This is a genomic window from Streptomyces hazeniae (assembly GCF_031845485.1).
GTDB lineage: Bacteria > Actinomycetota > Actinomycetes > Streptomycetales > Streptomycetaceae > Streptomyces > Streptomyces hazeniae.
The window spans coordinates 153,882-175,171 of record NZ_JAVREQ010000006.1 but is presented as its reverse complement, the minus strand read 5'-3'; the positions used below and the strand labels follow the sequence as shown (position 1 = coordinate 175,171).

Annotated in this window: 22 protein-coding genes and 2 tRNA genes; 13 read left to right on the top strand and 11 right to left on the bottom strand. The window is 71.7% G+C overall.

Features of this window, described 5'->3' with window-relative positions; all coding sequences use genetic code 11:
• Positions 1-10 precede the first annotated feature (10 nt).
• Entirely contained in the window at positions 11-313 is a 303-nt protein-coding gene (locus RM572_RS09505; protein ID WP_247597914.1) for a winged helix-turn-helix transcriptional regulator, read from the bottom strand.
• Positions 314-539: 226 nt separating this feature from the next.
• Here RM572_RS09505 and RM572_RS09500 point away from each other — a divergent pair, with 226 nt between their 5' ends.
• Complete coding sequence (locus RM572_RS09500; protein ID WP_311672819.1) at positions 540-1,190, top strand: FMN-dependent NADH-azoreductase; 651 nt, start codon at positions 540-542, stop codon at positions 1,188-1,190.
• 56 nt (positions 1,191-1,246) lie between these two features.
• Here RM572_RS09500 and RM572_RS09495 read toward each other — a convergent pair.
• Positions 1,247-1,333, bottom strand: a tRNA-Leu gene (locus tag RM572_RS09495).
• A gap of 374 nt (positions 1,334-1,707) precedes the next feature.
• Here RM572_RS09495 and RM572_RS09490 point away from each other — a divergent pair.
• The 6 genes from RM572_RS09490 (at position 1,708) to pknB (ending at position 9,695) form a co-directional block, all read left to right on the top strand.
• Positions 1,708-2,556 carry a DUF3662 and FHA domain-containing protein gene (locus tag RM572_RS09490; protein ID WP_311672818.1) on the top strand — a complete coding sequence of 283 codons (849 nt, stop codon included), beginning with the start codon at positions 1,708-1,710 and terminating at the stop codon, positions 2,554-2,556.
• A 10-nt stretch (positions 2,557-2,566) separates the two neighbouring features.
• A complete protein-coding gene (locus RM572_RS09485; RefSeq protein ID WP_027765460.1) occupies positions 2,567-3,076 on the top strand; it encodes an FHA domain-containing protein FhaB/FipA in 510 nt (169 codons plus the stop codon).
• Positions 3,077-3,103: 27 nt separating this feature from the next.
• Complete coding sequence (locus RM572_RS09480) at positions 3,104-4,693, top strand: PP2C family protein-serine/threonine phosphatase (protein ID WP_311672817.1); 1,590 nt, start codon at positions 3,104-3,106, stop codon at positions 4,691-4,693.
• 15 nt (positions 4,694-4,708) lie between these two features.
• Entirely contained in the window at positions 4,709-6,106 is a 1,398-nt protein-coding gene (locus tag RM572_RS09475) for an FtsW/RodA/SpoVE family cell cycle protein (protein WP_311672816.1), read from the top strand.
• The gene (locus tag RM572_RS09470) at positions 6,103-7,572 is read left to right on the top strand and encodes a peptidoglycan D,D-transpeptidase FtsI family protein (RefSeq protein WP_311672815.1); all 1,470 of its coding nucleotides are present in this window, start codon (positions 6,103-6,105) and stop codon (positions 7,570-7,572) included. The genes RM572_RS09475 and RM572_RS09470 overlap by 4 nt, the downstream gene beginning before the upstream one ends.
• A 134-nt stretch (positions 7,573-7,706) precedes the next feature.
• The gene (gene pknB / locus RM572_RS09465; RefSeq protein ID WP_311672814.1) at positions 7,707-9,695 is read left to right on the top strand and encodes a Stk1 family PASTA domain-containing Ser/Thr kinase; all 1,989 of its coding nucleotides are present in this window, start codon (positions 7,707-7,709) and stop codon (positions 9,693-9,695) included.
• Positions 9,696-9,795: 100 nt separating this feature from the next.
• On the opposite strand, the gene RM572_RS09460 is transcribed toward pknB, so the two are convergent.
• From RM572_RS09460 to RM572_RS09440, 5 genes are all read right to left on the bottom strand, one after another.
• On the bottom strand, positions 9,796-10,533 hold the full coding sequence (locus RM572_RS09460; RefSeq protein ID WP_311672877.1) for a class E sortase: 738 nt from the start codon (positions 10,531-10,533) through the stop codon (positions 9,796-9,798).
• A gap of 157 nt (positions 10,534-10,690) precedes the next feature.
• A complete protein-coding gene (locus tag RM572_RS09455; RefSeq protein WP_311672813.1) occupies positions 10,691-12,292 on the bottom strand; it encodes a class E sortase in 1,602 nt (533 codons plus the stop codon).
• Positions 12,289-12,921 (bottom strand): aminodeoxychorismate/anthranilate synthase component II, encoded by a 633-nt coding sequence (locus RM572_RS09450; protein ID WP_311672812.1) that lies wholly within the window; start codon positions 12,919-12,921, stop codon positions 12,289-12,291. The genes RM572_RS09455 and RM572_RS09450 overlap by 4 nt, the downstream gene beginning before the upstream one ends.
• 8 nt (positions 12,922-12,929) lie before the next feature.
• A complete protein-coding gene (locus RM572_RS09445) occupies positions 12,930-13,097 on the bottom strand; it encodes a hypothetical protein (RefSeq protein ID WP_168711423.1) in 168 nt (55 codons plus the stop codon).
• Between the two features lie 175 nt (positions 13,098-13,272).
• Positions 13,273-14,028, bottom strand: a complete 756-nt coding sequence (locus RM572_RS09440) for a DUF881 domain-containing protein (RefSeq protein ID WP_311672811.1) — start codon at positions 14,026-14,028, stop codon at positions 13,273-13,275.
• A gap of 103 nt (positions 14,029-14,131) precedes the next feature.
• On the opposite strand from RM572_RS09440, the gene crgA reads away from it, so the two are divergent.
• Positions 14,132-14,389 (top strand): cell division protein CrgA, encoded by a 258-nt coding sequence (crgA, locus tag RM572_RS09435; RefSeq protein WP_311672810.1) that lies wholly within the window; start codon positions 14,132-14,134, stop codon positions 14,387-14,389.
• Between the two features lie 275 nt (positions 14,390-14,664).
• On the opposite strand, the gene RM572_RS09430 is transcribed toward crgA, so the two are convergent.
• Both RM572_RS09430 and RM572_RS09425 read right to left on the bottom strand, forming a co-directional pair.
• A complete protein-coding gene (locus RM572_RS09430; RefSeq protein WP_311672809.1) occupies positions 14,665-15,585 on the bottom strand; it encodes a rhomboid family intramembrane serine protease in 921 nt (306 codons plus the stop codon).
• Positions 15,586-15,699: 114 nt separating this feature from the next.
• Positions 15,700-16,227 (bottom strand): peptidylprolyl isomerase, encoded by a 528-nt coding sequence (locus RM572_RS09425; RefSeq protein WP_311672808.1) that lies wholly within the window; start codon positions 16,225-16,227, stop codon positions 15,700-15,702.
• Between the two features lie 332 nt (positions 16,228-16,559).
• Here RM572_RS09425 and RM572_RS09420 point away from each other — a divergent pair, with 332 nt between their 5' ends.
• From RM572_RS09420 to RM572_RS09410, 3 genes are all read left to right on the top strand, one after another.
• Positions 16,560-17,252 carry a DUF5324 family protein gene (locus RM572_RS09420; RefSeq protein ID WP_311672807.1) on the top strand — a complete coding sequence of 231 codons (693 nt, stop codon included), beginning with the start codon at positions 16,560-16,562 and terminating at the stop codon, positions 17,250-17,252.
• Positions 17,253-17,385: 133 nt separating this feature from the next.
• The gene (locus tag RM572_RS09415; protein ID WP_311672806.1) at positions 17,386-17,589 is read left to right on the top strand and encodes a DUF2191 domain-containing protein; all 204 of its coding nucleotides are present in this window, start codon (positions 17,386-17,388) and stop codon (positions 17,587-17,589) included.
• A gap of 141 nt (positions 17,590-17,730) precedes the next feature.
• Entirely contained in the window at positions 17,731-18,150 is a 420-nt protein-coding gene (locus RM572_RS09410; protein ID WP_311672805.1) for a nuclear transport factor 2 family protein, read from the top strand.
• 30 nt (positions 18,151-18,180) lie between these two features.
• On the opposite strand, the gene RM572_RS09405 is transcribed toward RM572_RS09410, so the two are convergent.
• Positions 18,181-18,891: a hypothetical protein gene (locus tag RM572_RS09405; protein ID WP_311672804.1), complete on the bottom strand. Its 711-nt coding sequence runs from the start codon at positions 18,889-18,891 to the stop codon at positions 18,181-18,183.
• Positions 18,892-19,060: 169 nt separating this feature from the next.
• Here RM572_RS09405 and RM572_RS09400 point away from each other — a divergent pair, with 169 nt between their 5' ends.
• The gene (locus RM572_RS09400) at positions 19,061-20,023 is read left to right on the top strand and encodes a malate dehydrogenase (protein WP_311672803.1); all 963 of its coding nucleotides are present in this window, start codon (positions 19,061-19,063) and stop codon (positions 20,021-20,023) included.
• Between the two features lie 79 nt (positions 20,024-20,102).
• Positions 20,103-21,110, top strand: coding sequence for a type I pantothenate kinase (gene coaA, locus RM572_RS09395; RefSeq protein WP_311672802.1), 1,008 nt, complete (start codon positions 20,103-20,105; stop codon positions 21,108-21,110).
• Between the two features lie 82 nt (positions 21,111-21,192).
• Here the strand turns inward: coaA and RM572_RS09390 are convergent.
• Positions 21,193-21,265 (bottom strand) — tRNA-Ala (locus RM572_RS09390).
• Positions 21,266-21,290: the final 25 nt, after the last annotated feature.

The following is a 21,290-nucleotide window of genomic DNA, read 5'->3' as shown; positions in this document are numbered from 1 at the left end:
GCCGGAAGCGTCAGGGGCGGAACTCGCGCGGGCAGCTCGCCGCCGATTCCGGCAGGTGCACGTCGGCCCAGCGCGTGAGTTCGACCATGGCCGGACGCAGTGCCAGGCCGGCCTCGGTGAGCCGGTAGCCGACGCGCAGCGGTGGGCCGGCGTCCACCTCGCGGACGACCAGGTCGAGGCCGGCGAGTTCGCTGAGCCGGTCGGAGAGCATGCGCTCGCTGATGCCGGGCACCGCCCGGCGGAGTTCGGCGAAGTGGCCGGGGCCGTTCATCAAGGCGGCGAGGATCAGCCCGGTCCAGCGCTTGCCCAGCATGGCGAAGACCCGGGTGATGCCCGCCTCGGGCGCGGTGCAGATGTCGCCCTGGCCGGCGGCCGGCCCCTCGGGCCGCCCCCCGCGTCCGGTCGTCTCGTCCCGCAGCTCCGTCATGGCCCCCAGAGTACTGCGCCCACGCAAGGAGGTGCAAAAAAGTAAGTACCTGTGTTATCAATAGCTACGCACGGAAGAGAACCTACTGACGAGAGTGAACGGAGCCACACCGATGGCCACCCTGCTGCACATCGACTCCTCCCTCAACGGCGACCGCTCGCACTCCCGCGCCGTCACGGCGGCCTTCACCGCCGCGTGGCGCGAGGAGCACCCGGACGGCACGGTGATCCACCGCGACCTCGCGGCCGACCCCGTCCCGCACATCGACGCCACCGCCTACTACGCCGGCTACGTCGCCCCCGGCGACCGCAGCCCGGAGCAGCAGGAGGCGTCGGTTCTGCGCGAGCAGCTGATCGAGGAGGCCGAGTCCGCCGACGTGATCGTGCTCGGTGCCCCGCTGTACAACTGGTCGATCGCCTCCGGCCTGAAGGCGTGGCTGGACCACGTCATCGCCGTCGGCCGCACCACCATGACCGAGAGCCCCACGCTGGCCGGCAAGCACGTGATCGTCGTCACCTCCCGCGGCGGCTCCTACCGTCCCGGCACCCCCGAGGAGGGCAACGACCACCTCGAGCCGTACCTCCAGATGGTGCTCGCGGAGAAGCTGGGGATGAAGCCAGAGTTCATCCTGCCCGAGCTCACCCTGGCGCCGGTCACCCCGGCGATGGCCTCGCTGGTTCCGCAGTTCGAGGAGTCCCGGGAGGACGCCCTCGCCGCCGCCCGCACCCAGGGCCGCGAACTCGCCGCCCGCCTCGGCGACTGACCGCCCGGCGCACACAGAAGAACCCCGCAGGTCCACGACCTGCGGGGTTCTGATTCTGGTGCGCGAGGGGGGAGTTGAACCCCCACGTCCTTTCGGACACTGGAACCTGAATCCAGCGCGTCTGCCTATTCCGCCACCCGCGCCCGGGTGCTTCCCCACACCTTCGGGGAAGTCCGCCGGCCGACCCCTCGCGGCGCCTTCCGACGTCGCACACGTTAGCACGCATGACGGGGTGGATTCACATCCGTTCCGCGCACCCCGCACGGCCCCGCTGAGGGACACTGTCCACCGGCGCCGCCCGCCCGCCCCCTACCCTCGTGCGAGGGTGTGGGGGGTGTGAGCGGCGACACCCGGCCACGGGGGAACGTCGGGGAACCAGCCGGTATCCCCGCGCGTGGATACGATCAGTAAGCAGTACCGGGGCGCGGTGTGCCCGCGTTCGGTCACACTGGAGCCCGTCACACTGGGAGCGCAGGCGCCGTACTAGAGCGGCGGCCATCTGGGAAGGAGGTGCACCGTGGGAGTTCTGAAGCGGTTCGAGCAGCGACTCGAGGGTCTCGTCAACGGCACCTTCGCCAAGGTGTTCAAGTCGGAAGTGCAGCCGGTCGAGATCGCCGGCGCCCTCCAGCGCGAGTGCGACAACAACGCGACGATCTGGAACCGCGAGCGGACCGTCGTCCCCAACGACTTCATCGTCGAACTCAGCGCACCCGACCACGACCGCCTCAGCCCGTACGCCGGCCAGCTCGGCGACGAGCTCGCCGGCATGGTCCGCGACTACGCCAAGCAGCAGCGCTACACCTTCATGGGCAGCATCAAGGTGCACCTGGAGAAGGCCGAGGACCTCGACACCGGCCTGTACCGGGTCCGCAGCCGCACGCTGGCCTCCAGCACCTCCCAGCCGCGCGGCGGCAGCTCCGACCGCGGCTCCGGCCCCGCCGGAGCGGGCGGTCAGATGGGCGCACCCCCCACCGGGCCGGGCGGCGGCGGAGGCTATCCCCCGCGTCCGACGGGGGCGCCCCCGATGCCCTCGCACGCCCCCGGCGGCGGCCCCGGCGGGCCGCTGCCGCGCGCCGAGACCCGCCGCTGGGTCGAGATCAACGGCACCCGCCACCAGATCTCCGGCGGCAGCATGGTCCTGGGACGCAGCACCGAGGCCGACGTCCGCGTCGACGACCCCGGGGTCTCCCGCCGGCACTGCGAGATCCGCGTCCAGGGCGGCGGCGGAGCGGCGAACGTGCAGGATCTGGGTTCCACCAACGGCATCGTGGTGGACGGACAGCACACCTCACGCGCTACGCTCCGCGACGGCTCACGGATCGTCGTGGGCAGCACCACGATCATTTACCGGCAAGCCGAAGGGTGAAGCGGGGGCAATGTCAGAGCTGACCCTGACGGTCATGCGGTTGGGATTTCTCGCCGTGCTGTGGCTGTTCGTCATCGTGGCCGTGCAGGTCATCCGCAGTGACCTGTTCGGCACCCGGGTGACCCAGCGCGGCGCACGGCGCCCCGACGCACGTCCGCAGCAGCGCCAGGCGCCACAGCAGCGGCCGCAGCAGTCGGGCAGGAACCGCGGACGCTCCGGCCGCGGCTCCCCCACCAAGCTGGTCGTCTCCGAAGGGTCGCTGACCGGCACGACGGTCGCGCTCCAGGGCCAGACGATCACCCTCGGCCGCGCGCACGACTCCACGATCGTGCTGGACGACGACTACGCCTCGAGCCGCCATGCCAGGATCTTCCCCGACCGCGACGGGCAGTGGATCGTGGAGGACCTCGGGTCCACCAACGGCACCTACCTGGACCGGTCCCGACTCACCACACCGACGCCGATTCCGCCCGGAGCGCCGATCCGTATCGGCAAGACGGTCATCGAGCTGCGGAAGTAGACAGGCCGAAGACATGACGACCGGAGGGTGGGCACCGTGCGGATGTACCCGGAGCCGACGGGCGAGGTGCGCATGAGTCTGTCACTGCGCTTCGCCGCCGGATCGCACGACGGCATGATCCGCGAGCACAACGAGGACTCCGGCTACGCCGGGCCCCGGCTGCTCGCCGTCGCCGACGGAATGGGCGGCCAGGCCGCCGGCGAGGTCGCCAGCTCCGAGGTGATCTCCACCATCGTGCAGCTGGACGAGGACGTCCCCGGCTCCGACCTGCTCACCGAGCTGGGCAACGCGGTGCGCCGCGCCAACGACCAGCTCCGGGTGATGGTCGAGGAGGACCCGCAGCTCGAAGGCATGGGCACCACGCTCACCGCCCTGCTGTGGACGGGCCGCCGCCTCGGCCTGGTGCACGTCGGCGACTCGCGCGCCTACCTGCTGCGCGACGGCCGCCTCACCCAGATCACCGCCGACCACACCTGGGTGCAGAAGCTCGTCGACGAGGGACGCATCACCGAGGAGGAGGCCACCACGCACCCGCAGCGTTCGCTGCTGATGCGCGCCCTCGGCAGCGGCGACCACGTCGAACCCGACCTGTCCATCCGCGAGGTGCGGGCCGGCGACCGCTACCTGGTCTGCTCCGACGGCCTGTCCGGCGTCGTGTCCCACCAGACCATGGAGGACACCCTCGCCGGCTACCACGGCCCGCAGGAGACCGTGCAGGAGCTGATCCAGCTCGCGCTGCGCGGCGGCGGCCCCGACAACATCACCTGCATCGTCGCCGACGTCCTCGACGTGGACGCCGACGACGGCACCGCCACCCAGCTCAACGACACCCCGGTCATCGTCGGCGCCGTCGCCGAGAACCAGACCCAGCTGCGCGGCGACGCCCACACGCCCGCCGCCCGCGCCGCCGAACTCGGCCGCGGCGGCACCGGCCCCGCCGTGCCGCCGCAGCAGCACCCGGGACAGCACGGCACCCCGCAGGACGGCGGCTTCGGCCCGCCCGGCAGCGGCCACGGCCCCGGCACACCGCCCGCCACCGGATCGTTCGGCAGCTTCACCGAGGACGACTTCGTCAAACCGCGCTCCCGGGGGCGCTGGATCAAGCGCTCGCTGATCATCGCCCTCGTCCTCGCCGTCCTCGGCGGCGGCGTGTACGCGGGCTGGTCCTGGACGCAGAAGCAGTACTACGTCGGCTCCAACGGCGACCACGTCGCCGTCTACCAGGGCATCAGCCAGGAGCTGGCCGGCGTCAGCCTCAGCAGCGTGCACGAGGACCACCCCGACGTCCCGCTGGAGTACCTGACGACCTTCCAGCGGCAGCGCATCGAGGAGTCCATCACCGCCGACGACCTCGCCCAGGCCGAGGAGAAGGTCGGCGAACTCCGCGCCCAGACCGAGGCCTGCCGTCTCGCCGAGGAGCAGCAGAAGGCCCGCGAGGAGCAGGAGAAGGAGCAGCGCCAGCGCCAGAACGACCGCAACGACGGCCAGGGCAGCGGCCAGAGCGGCGGCGACCGGGCCGGCAGCCCCTCCGACAGCCAGAGTTCCCCCTCGCCTTCACCCGGCCCCAGCATGTCGGAGAAGCAGCGTGAACTCGCCAAGCAGTGCACCACGCCGTAGGGGACCGGACAGCGTATGAGCAGCAACCTCAACATCAACACCGGCAGCAATACGACGGTCTCCTCCGGCGGCCTCCCCAGCCGGCGCAACACCGAGCTGGCCATGCTCGTCTTCGCGGTGCTGATCCCGATCTTCGCCTACGCCAACGTGGGCCTCGCCCTCGACGGCGAACTCCCCGCCGGCATGCTCGGCTACGGCCTCGGCCTCGGTGCCCTCGCCGCCTGCGGCCACCTGGTCGTCCGCAAGTGGGCGCCGTACGCCGACCCGCTGATGCTGCCCATCGCGATGCTGCTCAACGGCCTCGGGCTGGTCCTCATCTACCGCCTCGACCAGGTCGCGTACCTGCAGCCGCCGGACGCCGCACCCGGCCAGCTGCTGTGGTCCGCGATCGGCATCGGCCTCTTCGTGGCCGTGCTGATCTTCCTCAAGGACCACCGCGTCCTGCAGCGCTACACCTACATCTCCATGGTCGTCGCGCTGGTGCTGCTGGCCCTGCCGATGTTCTTCCCCGCACGGTACGGCGCGCGCATCTGGATCACCATTCCCGGCGTCGGCTCGCTCCAGCCCGGCGAGTTCGCCAAGATCATCATCGCGGTGTTCTTCGCCGGCTACCTCATGGTCAAGCGCGACGCCCTCGCCCTGGCCAGCCGCCGCTTCATGGGTCTCTACCTGCCCCGCGGCCGCGACCTGGGCCCCATCGTCACCATCTGGGTCCTCAGCCTGCTGATCCTGGTCTTCGAGACCGACCTCGGCACCTCGCTGCTCTTCTTCGGCATGTTCGTGATCATGCTGTATGTCGCAACCGAGCGCACCAGCTGGATCGTCTTCGGCATGCTGCTCTCCGCAGGTGGCGCCGTATTCGTCGCTTCGTTCAACAGCCACGTCGGCAAGCGCGTCAGCCTCTGGCTCGACCCGCTCAACGCGGACGACGGCGTCACGGAGATCGCGCAGTCCCTGTACTCGTTCGGCGCGGGGGGCTTGCTCGGCTCAGGCCTTGGACAGGGGTACTCTCGCCTCATCGGCGGCATCGGCATCAAGAGCGACTACATTCTCTCCACCGCCGGCGAGGAACTCGGCCTCACCGGCCTGATGGCGATCATCATCCTCTACGCTCTGCTGATCGAGCGGGGTGTCCGCACGGCGCTCGCCGCGCGCGACCCGTTCGGCAAGCTGCTCGCCGTCGGCCTCTCCGGCGCCTTCGCCCTCCAGATCTTCATCGTCGCGGGCGGCGTCACCGCGCTGATCCCGCTCACCGGTATGACGATGCCCTTCCTGGCGCAGGGCGGTTCGTCCGTGATCGCCAACTGGGCGCTCGTCGCCATCCTGTTGCGCGTCAGCGACACCGCCCGGCGCCCCGCACCCACCCCGGCGCCCTCAACCGACGCAGAAATGACACAGGTGGTCCGCCCGTGAACAAGCCCCTGCGCCGCATCGCGATCTTCGCCGGCGTGCTGATCTTCGCACTGCTCGCCCGCGCCAACTGGCTCCAGTTCGTCCAGGCGGACGAACTCCAGAGCGACGACAACAACCGCCGCGGCCTCATCGCGCGCTACAGCCAGCCGCGCGGCGACATCTTCGCCGCCGACGGCACCCCGCTGACCGGCTCCACCAAGACCGAAGCCAGCGACTTCGCGTACAAGCGGACCTACAAGAACGGCGAGATGTGGGCGCCGGTCACCGGCTTCTCCGCCCAGATCTACGGCGAGACCCTCCTCGAGGGCGTCTACGACGAGTTCCTCACCGGCACCGACGACCGGCTGTTCTTCGACCGCACCATCGGCATGCTGACCGGGGAGCAGCCGGGCGGCGGGAACGTCACCACCACCCTGATGCCGTCCGCCCAGAAGGCCGCCTTCGACGGCCTCCAGGGCAAGGAGGGCGCGGCCGTCGCCATCGACCCGCAGACGGGCGAGATCCTCGCGCTGGCGAACACCCCCTCGTACGACCCGTCGAAGATCGCCGGCATGTCGGAGGAGGACCAGCAGACCTGGACCTCGCTGCAGAAGGAGAACAACCCCTCGCAGCCCATGCTCAACCGGGCCCTGCGGCAGACCTATCCGCCCGGCTCCACCTTCAAGCTGGTCACCGCGGCGGCGGCGCTGGAGAGCGGCCGGTACACACTCGACGGCAAGACGGACTCCCCGAGCCCGTACAACGCGCCGATCTCCGGGAACGAACTGCCCAACTGGTCGGAGACCATCCCCTGCAAGAACGCCTCCATCCGCGTCGCGCTCCAGTACTCCTGCAACAACGTGTTCGCCAAGATCAGCGAGGAGCTGGGCAACGAGGAGATGAAGGAGGCGGCGGAGAAGTTCGGCTTCAACGAGCAGCAGTTCGTCCCCGTCCGCGCCGTGGCCAGCGGGTTTCCCCAGGCCGAGCCCGACCTGAACGCCTACGCCGGCATCGGCCAGGGCTCCGTCACCTCCACCCCGCTGCAGATGGCCATGGTCACCGCCGCCATCGCCAACGACGGCGCACTGATGCAGCCGTACATGGTCGACAAGCTCCGCTCGCCCGACCTCGACATCATCGAGGAGACCAAGCCGGAGGAGCTGAGCGAGCCGATGTCCGGCGCCACCGCGCAGAAGCTCCAGGAGGGCATGGAGACCGTCGTCAGCGAGGGCACCGGCGAGTCCGCGCAGATCCCCGGCTACACGGTCGGCGGCAAGACCGGTACCGCGCAGCGCGGCGTGGGCAACAGCGAGAAGCCCTACGCCTGGTTCGTCAGCTACGCCAAGGACCAGAACGGCGAGTCGCCGGTGGCCGTCGCGGTGGTCATCGAGAGTTCCGACACAGTCCGCGACGAGATCGGCGGCAGCACGCTGGCCGCTCCGGTCGCCAAGGCCGTGATGGAGGCCGTACTTGAGGAAAAGCCGTGAACCGGGCACCCCGCGGAGGGTGACCCCGGTCACGTGAACCCCCGGGAAGCGTGCCGGTACCGTATGCCGAGCAGCACACCGCCGGCGCCCGCACGCCAGGGGGCGTCCCGGAAAGACGGAGAGGGCTGGAGACTATGGAAGAGCCGCGTCGCCTCGGCGGCCGGTACGAGCTGGGCTCGGTGCTCGGCCGAGGCGGGATGGCCGAGGTCTACCTCGCCCACGACACCCGCCTGGGACGCACCGTGGCGGTCAAGACGCTCCGCGTCGACCTCGCCCGCGACCCGTCGTTCCAGGCCCGGTTCCGTCGCGAGGCCCAGTCCGCGGCCTCGCTGAACCACCCGGCCATCGTCGCCGTCTACGACACCGGCGAGGACTACGTCGACCAGGTGTCCATCCCGTACATCGTGATGGAGTACGTCGACGGCTCGACACTGCGCGAACTGCTGCACTCCGGGCGCAAGCTGCTGCCCGAGCGCGCCATGGAGATGTGCATCGGCATCCTCCAGGCGCTGGAGTACTCCCACCGCAACGGCATCGTCCACCGCGACATCAAGCCCGCCAACGTCATGCTGACGCGCAACGGGCAGGTCAAGGTCATGGACTTCGGCATCGCCCGCGCCATGGGCGACTCCGGGATGACGATGACCCAGACCGCGGCCGTCATCGGCACCGCCCAGTACCTCTCCCCCGAGCAGGCCAAGGGCGAGCAGGTCGACGCCCGCTCCGACCTGTACTCCACCGGCTGCCTGCTCTACGAGCTGCTCACCGTCCGGCCGCCGTTCGTCGGCGACTCCCCCGTCGCCGTCGCCTACCAGCACGTGCGCGAGGAGCCGACGCCGCCGAGCGCGTTCGACCCGGAGATCACGCCCGGCCAGGACGCCATCGTCATGCGCGCCCTGGTCAAGGACCCCGACTACCGCTACCAGAGCGCCGACGAGATGCGCGCCGACATCGAGGCCTCCCTCGACGGCCAGCCCGTCGCCGCCACCGCCGCCATGGGCTCGGTCGGCTACGCCTCCGGCGGCGGCTACTCCGACCACGACGACCGCCCGACGACCGCGCTGCGCACCCAGGACGCCCGTACGTCCATGCTGCCGCCGATGCGCGACGACGACGGCGGCTACTACGACGAGGACGGCCGCGGCGGGCGCCGCGGCGGCAAGAAGAGCAACACCTCCACGATCCTGCTGATCGTCGCGCTGGTGCTGGTGCTGATCGGCGCCATCTTCATGGGGCAGGTCATCTTCGGCGGCAGCAACGACGACGACACGTTCGAGATGCCGAGCCTCGCGGGGCAGAGCTACTCCGATGCCCAGTCGGCGGCCGAGGGCCGCGGGCTGGAGGTCCAGAAGGGGCAGGCGGAGTACTGCGAGCAGGAGAAGAAGACGGTCTGCAAGACCGACCCGGCCGAGGGCGATCAGGTCACCGAGGGCGACACGATCACCATCATCATGTCGAAGGGCCCGGCTCCGCTGGAGGTCCCCGACGTCGACGGTGACGACTACGACGCCGCCGAGGAGGAGCTCCAGGAGGCCGGCTTCGAGGTGAAGCGGGTCGACGAGGAGTCCGACGAGGAGGTCGGCACCGTCCTCGGCCAGGACCCGGCCGGCGGCTCCAAGGCCGACCGCGGCGCGACCATCACCCTGACGGTGGCGAAGCAGAACGTGGAGACGGTGCCGGACGTGGTGGGCAAGCCCTACGACCAGGCGGCGTCCCAGCTCCAGCAGAACGGCTTCGAGGTCGCCCGCAAGGAGAAGGACAGCCCCGGCACCCCGGCGGACCAGGTCATCGAGCAGAGCCCGACCGGCCAGGCGGCCCCGGGCAGCACGATCGTCCTCACCGTCGCCAAGGCCCCGGCCACCCCGCAGCCCACCGCCGTGCCGGACGTGCGGAACAAGGCGGTCAAGGATGCCAAGGCGGAGCTCGAAGGCGCAGGCTTCTCCGTCCAGGTGCAGGGGTCGACCGACCCGAACGCCAAGGTCGTCAACACCAACCCGGCACCGGGTACACAGGCGCCGCAGGGGTCGGTGGTCACGCTCTACGCCGCGCCCAACCCCGGTGGCGACAACGGCGGGTTCTTCGGCGGCCCCGACGGCGGCGACCGGCGCGGCGACGACGACTGACCCGCGGCGCACCGCACGCTCCACCGGTGAGGGCCGGGCTCGTCACGAGCCCGGCCCTCGCCGCGTCCCACGCCCGGTCACGCCGTCCGGCCGCGCCGCCTCAGGGCAGCTCCGACGGCGGGGTGCGGTCGGCGTCGACGGGGACGGTGCGCTTCAGCTCGCCCCACACGATGTAGCGGTGCTCGGAGGTGTACATCGGCGTGCACGTCGTCAGCGTGATGTAGCGGCCCTCCTCGGTCTTCCCCGACACCTTCGGGACGTCCGCCAGCACGTCGACGTTGTACTTGGAGGTCTCCGGGAGGATGTCGTACACCTCGTAGACGTACCAGGTGTGTTCGGTCTCGAAGACGATCGGGTCGCCCTCGTCGATCTCGTGGATGTCGTGGAACCTGGCGCCGTGCCCGTCGCGGTGGGCGGCGAGCGAGAAGTTGCCGGACTGGTCCCAGGGAAGCGCCGACTTCACCGGGTCGGTGTAGTAGCCGGCGGCGCCCTTGTTGAGGTCGCCGATGTCGGTGCCCCGGGTGACGAGGATGTCGTCGTCGGACATCGCGGGCACGTGCAGGAAGCCGATGCCGTTCTTCAGGTTCCGCTCGCCGGGGCCCCGTTCGCCGGGCTCGGTGCGGTCCTCGCTCGCGGCCCAGCTCTCGCGCACCCGGTCGCTCTGCTCGTCGGACTGCCGGTCGGCGACGACGTTCGTCCACCAGAGCGAGTAGACGACGAACAGTGCCAGCACCAGCCCCGCGGTGATGAGGAGTTCGCCGACGACGCTGACGACGGCGGCGATCCGGCGGACGACCCGGCGGCGACGGCCGCTGCGCGGGGGACGCTCGGGGGCCACGGCGTCGGCGGAACGTTCCGCCCGCGGCTCCCGGTCCGGCTCCGCGTCGCCCCCGACGTCCTCTCCGGCTCCGACGTCCTGCGCGTTCCGTGCCACCGCTGACCGCCCGTTTCCCCTCGACATGCTCAGCCCCCTGCACCCCCTCGCCGGGGTCCCGCTACCCGACGAGAGCGTCCGGCTTGCCTTCGCTGCGCGGACGCTCGTCCACCATTCTGCCCCAGACGATGAGCCGGTACTTCGAGGTGAACTCCGGCGTGCACGTCGTCAGCGTGATGTAGCGGCCGGGCTCCTTGAAGCCCGACTGGGGCGGCACCGGATCCAGCACGCTCGTGTTCGCGGGGGTGGTGGAGGGGAGCCGGCTGTACATCTCGTAGACGTAGTAGGTGTCCGCGGTCTCCACGATGATCTCGTCGCCGGAGACGAGGCGGTTGATGTACCGGAACGGCTCGCCGTGGGTGTTGCGGTGACCGGCGACGCCGAAGTTGCCCTGCTCGTCCCACGGCATCGCGGTCTTCAGGCCGGACTTCTCGTCGTAGTGCCCGGCCAGGCCGTTGTCCAGCACCGACTGCTTGTCGATGCCCTGCGCGACGGGCACCACCACGTCGAGCTTGGGTATGTGCAGCAGCGCGAAACCCTGGCCGGGGGAGAACGCACCGGGCTTGCGCTCTGGGTTCTCCTCCCACTTCTGCGTCAGGCTGTCCTTGGCGCCGCCCGCGTACTGGCCGGCGAGCACGTTCGTCCACCAGAGCTGGTAGGCGACGAAGAGCAGCATCAGCACGCCGCAGGTGATGAACACCTCGCCGATGGCGCGGCTGAGCAGCACCACAGGCCCGTCCTTGGCCGCTCTGGCGGCTCGGCGGGCCTCCAGCCGCGTCATGGGCCGTGCGGGCGCCGCGGGGGCGCCACGACGGCCGCCACGCCCCTTGGCGGCGGCCTTGCGCCGGGCGGCACGGCCTCCCAGCTCGGCCTCGCTGGGGCGGCGCAGGGCGACCGTGCGGGGCTCGTCGTCGTCCGGTGCGGCGTCCGCGTCGGTTCCGGAGACGTCCGGGGCAGCAGCGGGCCGCCCGTCCCGGTCGTCGCGTCGACCTTCGGGCCGACGACGTCGGGGGCCGGGCCCGTCGGGCACGTCGATGGCCGGCAGCGCGGCGGTCTCGTCCACGTCGGTGGGCCGGCGCCGCTGCTGCGGCGGCCGCCCCTGACCGGGGGCCACCGGCCGTACGCCGGGCAGGGACTGCTGCGACGGGACGGCGGGCTGCTCGGCGTGCGGGCCGGGGTGGGTACCGGGCGACCGGTGGGCCGCCCGCTGTCCCTGCTGCGGATGCTGCGGCGGGCGGCTCTGCTGCTGCCCCTGCTGCGGCTGCTGCGGCTGCTGCGGCTGTGAGGGGCGGAACCACGGCGAGGTGCCCTCGCCCGCCCCACCCGGCTGCTGCTGCGGTACCTGTGCCTGTGCCTGCGGGGTGTTCGTGGCCTGCGGGGCCCAGGAGGGCACCCGCGGCCCGGCTTCCGCGCCCGAGGACGGCAGCGGGTCGTTCAGCGGGTCGGCGAGCGCGTCGACGGCCGCCCGGTAGTCCTGCGCCGGACGCTCGTACGGGTAGGCGTAGGGCTCCGGGTTCCAGGCCGGCTCCTCCCGGGGCGCGCGCTGCTCCCCGGCCCCGTACGGGTCCGAGCCGTACGCGTCCGGGCCGTACGGGTCGTCCTGCCCGTACCCCTCCTGCCCGTACGGATCGCGGTACGGGTCGCCGTTCCCCGGAGGCGTCACGTGCCCACGACGGGAGCGAGCCCCGTGGAACGCTCCACCGCGGCCGGGTCGCCGCACTCGGTCAGCCAGTTGGCCAGCATCCGGTGCCCCCACTCGGTCAGCACCGACTCGGGGTGGAACTGGACGCCCTCGACGGCCAGTTCCCGGTGCCGCAGTCCCATCACCAGGCCGGAGTCCGTCCAGGCGGTGACCCGCAGGTCGGCCTCCGGCACGGTCGACCGCTCCACACCGAGCGAGTGGTAGCGGGTGGCGGTGAACGGCGACGGGAGACCGGCGAACACGCCGTGCCCCTCGTGGGCGACCCTGGAGGTCTTGCCGTGCAGCAGCTCGGGCGCCCGGTCGACGACCGCGCCGTAGGCGACGGCCAAGGACTGCATCCCCAGGCACACCCCGAACACCGGCACGCCGGTCCCGGCGCAGTGCCGCACCATGTCGACGCACACCCCGGCCTCCTCGGGCGTGCCCGGCCCGGGCGACAGCAGTACGCCGTCGAAACCGTCCTGTGCGTGCTCCGTGCGCACCTCGTCGTTCCGCACCACCTCGCACTCGGCGCCGAGTTGGTAGAGGTACTGCACGAGGTTGAAGACGAAGCTGTCGTAGTTGTCCACGACGAGAATCCGCGCGCCCATGGGTCCGCCTACGCTCCTTCGCCGTCGACCGTCACGTCGTTGAACGGCAGCAGCGGGTCCACCCACGGGAAGACGTACTGGAAGAGGAGAAAGACCACCACGAGCGAGAGAACGAGCGAGAGGAGCGCCCGCACGACGGTGTTGCCGGGCAGATGCCGCCAGATCCAGCCGTACATCCGGTGTTGCCGTCCTTCCCTTCTCACGCGCCGCCGCCACCGGCGGCGCGGCCTCCAGACTAAGGGGCGAGCCGCGGCGGGTGTGCGTCAGTGGGGATACGCGCGCGGCGCCCGCACGTGCCGTGCGTCACCGTCGGCCCGACACGGCCGGGCGAACCGTCCCGAACCGCCGTCCTCACTCGGCCGGCTCGGCGGGCTCGGCGGGCTCGGCGTGCTGGAGGTCCACCGTGCCGGAATAGCCGGGCACGGTCGTCCTGCGGTGCTGCTGCACGTCCCAGCCGAGGCCGTAGGCGTCGACGTAGCCGAGGTAGTTCTGGATGGAGGGCGAGGTGTCCATGGCCTGCCGCAGGCCGGCGGGGTCACCCACAGCGGTGATCGTGTACGGCGGGGAGTAGACGCGGCCCTGGAGGATCAGGGTGTTGCCCACGCATCGCACCGCGCTCGTACTGATCAGGCGCTGGTCCATGACCTTGATGCCCTTCGCCCCGCCCTTCCACAGCGCGTTGACGACGGCCTGGAGGTCCTGCTGGTGGATGACCAGGTCGTTGGGCGAGGGGTCGGGAACGCCGGGGATCAGGGGGACGGCGTCCGGTGGGGCGTCGGTGAGCGTCACGGTGAGGCCGGAGCCGGTGACGGCCGAGGTGCCGGCCGCGCGCTTGGCGTCGCGCAGGGCGCGGCGTTCGGCGTCGGTGGTGCCGTTGTCGCCCTCGGCGAGGGCGTCGACGTCGTTGCGCAGGCCGGCGGCCGACGACTCCAGCCGCGCGTTGCGGTCGCTGCGTTCGCGTATCAGGTCGGACAGCCGCAGCATCGTTTCGTCGGTGCGGATGTTGTGGCCCTCGGCGGTGTCGAAGCTGATCCAGAAGATGAGCCCGGCCAGGGCGAAGATCCCGATGGACGCCAGCCGCGCAGGCCTGATGCGGATCCTGGACACGTACCCTAGTCTCCCTCCACGCCTGGTACGCACTACGCTAACGGACCAGACCCTTAGCGATTCACCCCGCGCGGTAACGAAGCGCATCGACAGGAGCTCCCTCGTGCCGAAGTCACGTATCCGCAAGAAGGACGATTTCACCCCGCCGCCGGCGAAGAAGACCGAGATCGACCTCGGTGGGGGCGGCCGCCGCTGGGTCGCGCCCCTGATGCTCGCGCTGTTCGGCATCGGGCTGGCCTGGATCGTGGTCTTCTACGTGACCGACGCCTCCCTGCCGCTGGAGGCCATCGGCAACTGGAACATCGTGGTCGGCTTCGGCTTCATCGCCGGCGGGTTCGTCGTCTCCACCCAGTGGAAGTAGCCTTCCGCGGCCACATGCCCCACCCCTGAGTTATCCACAGGGTGATCCACAGCCTGGGTAAAGTTCAGACGATCTGTGGATAACTCAACTGAGGTTGACGCCGGTCCGACTGTCACCGCTGGTCGACGGTCGGCCGGAAACCTTGAACCCACTGGGAAAACGTACGTCTGCGCGAGTCCGCACCCGCAGGGGTTCACTCATGCACAAGATCCCCGCTCGCCTGTGGACAACTTGGCGCGGCGGGGGCGGCGCGCACCCGTCCTCACCCGGTGTTCTCACCCGGTGAGGACCGCCGTGCGCACCATGAGCGCCACGACCTCCAGTGCGAGCACCGCCCCGCACGCCCCCCACTGCACCAGTGCGCGCCGTTCCCGCGGGGCGTGGACCATGGCGTACGCGATCACCGCGCCGACGACCAGCCCGCCGACGTGTGCCTGCCAGGAGATCGACGCCACGGTGAAGGTGAAGATCAGATTGACGGCCAGCAGGATCAGGATCGGCCGCATGTCGTACCGGAGCCGCCTGACCAGCACCGCCATCGCACCGAACAGGCCGTAGATGGCGCCCGAGGCACCGAGCGACGCCTGCTGCGGATCGGACACCACGTACGCGAGGACGCTGCCGCCGACGGCGGACAGCAGGTACAGCGCAAGATAGCGGCCACGGCCCAGCGCGGCCTCCAGCTGCGGGCCCAGAATCCACAGCGCCAGCATGTTCATGCCGACGTGCCAGAACTCCTGGTGTGCGAACGCCGAGGTCAGCAGCCGGTACCACTGCCCCTCCGCGACGCCCTCCAGCGGCCCGTACGCCTCGGTGGTGGCCCGCCCGAAGAGCAGCAGCTCGTCGGTGAGCGGCCTGCCCACGGCCAGGACCGCGACGAAGACGGCCAGGTTGATGCCCAGAAGGACCTTGGTGACCAGCCAGGTGTCCCCGGCGACCGCGCCGCCGGCCAGGGTCCGCGGCCGGTTCGCCCCCGGCTTGTGTCCGGTGCCGGAGCCGCCGCGCACGCACTGGGGGCACTGGTAGCCGACGGAGGCGGAGATCATGCAGTCCGGGCAGATCAGCCGGTCGCAGCGCGTGCAGCGGATGCCCGTCTCCCGGTCCGGATGCCGGTAGCAGGTGACGGCCGGCACATGCTCCGAACGGTGTTCCGGCTCGCGCTCCGACCCGTGCTCCGACCCGTGCTGCCGATCCATGGGCGCTCCGCTCCCTCTCCCCTACAGAATGCCCCGCCCCGCTGTCCTGGTGTACGGACGGCGGGGCGGAACGGTTCCCGGCGCTGCCGGGCGTGTGTGCGTGCGCGACCCGCGTCAGCGGCGCTCGATGACCACCGACTCGATGACCACGTCCTGGACCGGGCGGTCGGTGCGCGGGTTGGTCTGGGTGCTGCCGATCGCGTCCACGACCTTCTTGCCGGCCTCGTCGGCGACCTCGCCGAAGATGGTGTGCTTGCCGGTCAGCCAGGCCGTCGGCGCGACGGTGACGAAGAACTGCGAACCGTTGGTGCCCGGGCCGGCGTTCGCCATCGCCAGCAGGTAGGGCCGGTCGAAGGACAGGTCCGGGTGGAACTCGTCACCGAACTCGTAACCCGGGCCGCCGGTTCCGTTACCCAGCGGGTCACCACCCTGGATCATGAACCCGCTGATCACCCGGTGGAAGACGGTGCCGTCGTACAGACGGTCGGTGGTCTTCTGACCGGTCTCCGGGTGCGTCCACGCGCGCGCGCCCTCGGCGAGCTCCGTGAAGTTCTTGACCGTCTTCGGAGCGTGGTCCGGGAAGAGACGCACCACGATGTCGCCCTGGTTGGTCTTCAGGGTGGCGTAAAGCTGCTCAGCCACGATCTACCTTCCATCTGTACGAATCGACTCTGCCCCGATCCTCCCACGCCCGCGGTCCCCGCCGGACGGACACGTCCCCGCCCCGGGCGCCACCCGCGTCCCGCCCGGTCCGGATCGGCCCGGTCCGGCGCGCTCCGGCGCGCTCCGCGGGCACACCTACCCCCAATGGCGCGTCCGTACGTGCTTCGCAGGCGGTAGCCAGGCATGATCCTGGCTACGAGTGGAAGGCGAAACAGTGCCGTTCCTTCAGGGCCCCGGACACCGAGGCGCCTCCCCGGCGTCAGGCGGCAGCAGATCCGACAGGGCCTTGAACACGCCACCGAGGAGGAGAAGTGACCCGCATCGACAGCGCCCGCGCCGCAGCCGACAGCGCCATCGAGAGCGTGCGGCACGCCGCGGAGGCGGTGGCGCCCTACGCGGAGAGTGCCCGGGACAACGCCTCCCACTACGCGCACGAAGCGGGCGCGTACCTGGGCCCCAGGGTGTCGTCCGCAGCGCATCAGGCACGCAGCGCGGCCCGGGACAACTACGACGCACACGTGGTGCCGCGGCTGGCCAAGGCGCGCAAATCCCTGCCGCCGGAGGTCGACAAGGCCGCCACCCACGCCGCGAAGCGCACCCGGAAGGCGGCGCAGCAGGCGAACGACTACGCCCGGCCGCACCTGGAGCAGGCCCGCGCGGCCGCCGCCCCGGCGGGCCGCGAGGCCGCCTCCCGCAGCACGGCGGCCTTCGCCGCCGTGCGCTACGGGGTGAGCGCCCGCGACATCGAGAAGCTCGCCCGCCGCCGCTCCCGCCGGGCCGGCGCGGGCCGGTTCGCCAAGCGGCTGGCCGTGCTCGGCCTGCTGGCCGGCGGCGCGTACGCCGCCTGGCGCTGGTGGGACAAGCAGGCCAACCCCGACTGGCTGGTCGAGCCGCCGCCGCCCACCGAGGTCATCGACGAAGAGATGGCCGCGATGGACGAGGCGGACCGTGCGGTACTCGACCCGGAGGTCGAGGCCAAGCAGCGCGACGAGGACGCCCGCTGACGCGGTGATCCCCCTCCCGCGGGGCGGGACCGGCGCCCTGCCGGTCCCGCCCCGCGGCGTGCGCGGGACGCCCTCTGGGCAGGGTGCCCGCCGGCCGCCTACAGTCGAATTCCGACCACCTGGGGGGTTGTTCATGGCGAAAGTCACCGTCAGTCTCGACGCGGAGCTGGCCGTCGAGGTCATGGTCCTGGCCGGGGTGAACTCCCCGCAGGACGCCGTGGAGGCCGTCGTCCGCGACTACATCGCGCGCGGCCACCGCACCGAGGCGCATACGGGCCGCACCGACCGGCGGCTGCGCGAGATCGCCGAGGAGCCGAAGGACGACCAGCGCGGGTGACCGGCACCCGCACCCGTGCGCCCTTCCCGCCGAGCCGGCGCGAACCCGGGGCGAAGAGACGCGAAGAGACGCGATGAGTTCCGGGGCGCGCCGGGGTCCACCCCTGTGGAAGCCGTCGGCGCACCACGGAAGGAGCCGGCCATGCACCGGGACCCGGAACGCGACCGCGAGGAGATCCGCGGGCTGATCGAGCGATGGGCGGCGGCCGTGCACCGCGGCGACCTGCCGGCCGTGCTCGCCGACCACAGCGACGACATCGTGATGTACGACGTGCCGCCGCCGTACGAGGGCGCCCGCGGCATCGACGCCTACCGCGACACCTGGCCGCCGTTCTTCGACTGGCAGGCGCAGGGCGCGGCGTTCGAGATCACCGACCTCGACGTGACCGCGGGCGAGGACGTCGCCTGGGCACACGCCCTGCTGCGCTGCGGGATGCCCGAGGAGCTGGCGGAGAACCCGCGGAACCGGCTGCGGCTGACCATCGGCCTGCGCCGGGAGGACGGCCGGTGGGTCGTCGCGCACGAGCACCACTCCTTCCCGGACACCAGCGTGCCGGTCTAGGACCTGCCCGCTCCGCATCCCCGCGCGTGGTCAGCGCGCGCCGGTGCGGGCCCGGTACACCAGCTGGTGACGTTCGCCGGGGGACAGGTCCGGGTGCCGGGCGGCGAGCGCGTACGGCTCGGTCACCTCCAGCAGACTCTGCAGCGTCCCGGCGTGCTCGCCGTGCATCTGCTTCTCCAGGCCGAACGGCGACCGCTCCTCGGCGGGCGTCTCACCCACCCTGCCCTCGATCTCCCCGGTGCCGATGGACTCCCCGTCGTAGGGGAGCAGGCCGCCTCCGTGCACCGGCCGCCACGCGGCCGGTTCGCCGCGGACCGCGTCGAACACGAGCAGGCCGAGGTAGGTGTGCCCGGGCTCGACCCGGGAGTCGCAGGGCACCTCCCACAGCACGGCGCGGAAGGAGTCCGGCAGCGGCTTCGCCCCCTCGCGGCTGTGCAGCACCTCGTCCACCACGAGCACCGCGCTGCGCGGGGCGTCGACGCCCCGCGCCCGCCGTTCGCTGCCCGGCCGCGCGTGGAAGACGGCGACGTGGTCGCCGTAGGAGAGCCACTGCTGCGCGGAGTCGGCGGGGAAGTCCGGGTACATGGCGTCGTAGTTCGCGTCGGCGCCGTCGCAGCCACGGTAGCGGTCGTCCGCCGCCCCGTCCGCCGACGTCGCCAGCAGCACCGATCCCGCCACCAGGGCGCCCGCGGCCACGAGCGCCGCGCCCCGCCGTCGCCCTCTCGCCGCTTCCCGTCCCATGGGCGCCTCCTCCGTCGCGGTCGTCGCCTCTGTGACGTGCGGGACACGCTCCGGGTTTCCTCGCCCTCCCCTCGCCCTCCCCTGCGGCGTCGCAGGCGCGCGCCCGGGCGCGGACGTAGCCTGGGGTGACCCGTCGGGCAACCTGCGCCGGACCCGGAAGGGGCATGCCATGGGTGACACACGGCCACGGGCGAAGGTGGGCGTCGTCGGCGCGGGCCACCTGGGCGCCGCCATCGCCGACGCCCTCGTCCTCCGGGAGACCTGCCGCCGCCTCGTCCTGTACGACCGCACCCTCGCCAAGGTCGAGGGCGAGGGCTGGGACATCGCCGACGCCGTGCCCCACCTGCGGGAGCAGGAGGTCTCCGTCACCGACGACCTGGCAGCCATGGAGGGCGCCGCCGTGATCGTCCTCGCCGCCGGGCCCACCATGACCGCCGGGCAGAGCCGTCTGGAACTGTGCGGCCGCAACGCCCCCGTCGTCCGCTCCCTCATGGCCGGGCTGGACGAGGCCGCACCGGACGCCGTCGTCCTCCTCGTCACCAATCCCGTCGACCTGCTCACCCGCATCGCGCGGGACTGCACGCGGCGCCCGCCCGGCTCCGTGATCGGCAGCGGCACCGTCAACGACACCGCCCGGCTCAAGTACGCCCTCGCCCGCCGCCTCGGCGTCGACCACCGCAACGTGCACGCGTACATGGTCGGCGAGCACGGCGACTGCTCCTTCTGCGTCTGGTCCTCCGCCCACGTCGGCGGCGTGCGGCTCGCGGACTTCCCCCTGGACCCGGACGTCGACTTCGCGGCGATGAAGCGCGAACTGGTCGACTTCACGCACGCCCGCGGCCGCGAGATCCACCGCCGCAAGGGCTACACCAACTACGGGGCCGCCGCGGCCGCCGTCAGCATCGTCGAGTGCGTGCTGCGCGACGAACGGCGCATCCTCAGCGTCTCCGCGCCCGCCCCGCCCGCGTACGGCCTGCCGCAGCGGGCGGTGCTGTCGCTGCCGTGCGTCGTCGGCGCGGGCGGCGTGGAACGCTCTCTGGTGCTCTCCCTCGACGACGAGGAGACCGCACTCCTCCACGAGGCGTACGCGCGTCTGGAGAGCGCGTTCCAGCCGGGGCGCGCCGCCGCGTAGCGCTCAGACAGGGCCGGCGCTGGGGGGCCTGCGGACACCCGTTCGAGGACCGCCGCCGCCCCCGCCGCACAATGGGTCCGTGCCGACCAGAACCGCCACGCCCTCCCCGTACGTCGACCTGTCCCGCGCCGAGTGGAGCGCCCTGCGCAGGGGTGTGCCTCCCACCCGCGCCCCGGGGGCGACGCCGGGCACGACGCCGCTGCCGCTCACCGCCGACGAGGTGGAGGCCCTGCGCGGCCTCGGCGACGTCATCGACCTCGACGAGGTACGGGACGTCTACCTGCCGCTGTCCCGGCTGCTGAACCTGTACGTCGGCGCCACCCACGGCCTGCGGAACGCGCTCAACACCTTCCTCGGCGACGGCCCGGGCGGCGGCGGGGCACAGCCCGGCACACCGTTCGTCATCGGCGTGGCCGGCAGCGTCGCCGTGGGCAAGTCCACCGTCTCCCGGCTCCTGCAGGCCCTGCTGGCCCGCCGCCCGGAACACCCGCACGTCGCCCTCGTCACCACCGACGGCTTCCTGTACCCCAACGCGGAGCTGGAGCGGCGCGGCCTGATGCGCCGCAAGGGCTTCCCCGAGTCCTACGACCGCCGCGCCCTCACCCGCTTCGTCGCGGACGTCAAGTCCGGGCTGCCGGAGGTCTCCGCGCCCGTCTACTCGCACCTCGCCTACGACATCGTCCCCGGCGAACGCCTCGTCGTGCGGCGGCCGGACATCCTCGTGGTCGAGGGCCTCAACGTCCTGCAGCCCGCGCTTCCCGGCAAGGACGGCCGCACCCGGCTCGCCCTCAGTGACCACTTCGACTTCTCCGTCTACGTCGACGCCCGCACCGAGGACATCCGCCGCTGGTACCTGGAGCGCTTCCGCGCCCTGCGCGCCACCGCGTTCCGCGACCCCGCCTCGTACTTCCGCACCTACACGCGCGTCAGCGAAGCCGAGGCCCTCGCCTACGCCCGCGACACCTGGGCCACCGTCAACGAGCCCAACCTCCGCCAGAACATCGTCCCCACCCGCGGCCGCGCCACCCTCGTCCTCCACAAGGCCCCCGACCACACCGTCCGCCGCATCCGCCTCCGCAAGCTCTGAACACCCGGCCGGAGGAGCGCGGAAGGGCCGTGAACGCGATCAGCGCGCCTCCCGGAAGGGGAGACGCGCTGATCGGCTGCGGTGGAGCCTAGGAGAGTCGAACTCCTGACATCCGCCATGCAAAGACGGCGCTCTACCAACTGAGCTAAGGCCCCGCTGGAGAACAGCGTACCGGGTCGC

Excerpts from the sequence above, each read along its gene's own strand:
- RM572_RS09400 (WP_311672803.1), top strand. The coding sequence starts at position 19,061 with ATGGGTGACACACGGCCACGGGCGAAGGTGGGCGTCGTCGGCGCGGGC.
- RM572_RS09475 (WP_311672816.1), top strand. The coding sequence starts at position 4,709 with ATGAGCAGCAACCTCAACATCAACACCGGCAGCAATACGACGGTCTCC.
- RM572_RS09445 (WP_168711423.1), bottom strand. The coding sequence starts at position 13,097 with ATGTACGGCTGGATCTGGCGGCATCTGCCCGGCAACACCGTCGTGCGG.
- RM572_RS09410 (WP_311672805.1), top strand. The coding sequence starts at position 17,731 with ATGCACCGGGACCCGGAACGCGACCGCGAGGAGATCCGCGGGCTGATC.
- RM572_RS09485 (WP_027765460.1), top strand. The coding sequence starts at position 2,567 with ATGTCAGAGCTGACCCTGACGGTCATGCGGTTGGGATTTCTCGCCGTG.
- RM572_RS09450 (WP_311672812.1), bottom strand. The coding sequence starts at position 12,921 with ATGGGCGCGCGGATTCTCGTCGTGGACAACTACGACAGCTTCGTCTTC.
- RM572_RS09500 (WP_311672819.1), top strand. The coding sequence starts at position 540 with ATGGCCACCCTGCTGCACATCGACTCCTCCCTCAACGGCGACCGCTCG.
- RM572_RS09405 (WP_311672804.1), bottom strand. The coding sequence starts at position 18,891 with ATGGGACGGGAAGCGGCGAGAGGGCGACGGCGGGGCGCGGCGCTCGTG.
- RM572_RS09430 (WP_311672809.1), bottom strand. The coding sequence starts at position 15,585 with ATGGATCGGCAGCACGGGTCGGAGCACGGGTCGGAGCGCGAGCCGGAA.
- RM572_RS09415 (WP_311672806.1), top strand. The coding sequence starts at position 17,386 with ATGGCGAAAGTCACCGTCAGTCTCGACGCGGAGCTGGCCGTCGAGGTC.
- RM572_RS09505 (WP_247597914.1), bottom strand. The coding sequence starts at position 313 with ATGCTGGGCAAGCGCTGGACCGGGCTGATCCTCGCCGCCTTGATGAAC.
- pknB (WP_311672814.1), top strand. The coding sequence starts at position 7,707 with ATGGAAGAGCCGCGTCGCCTCGGCGGCCGGTACGAGCTGGGCTCGGTG.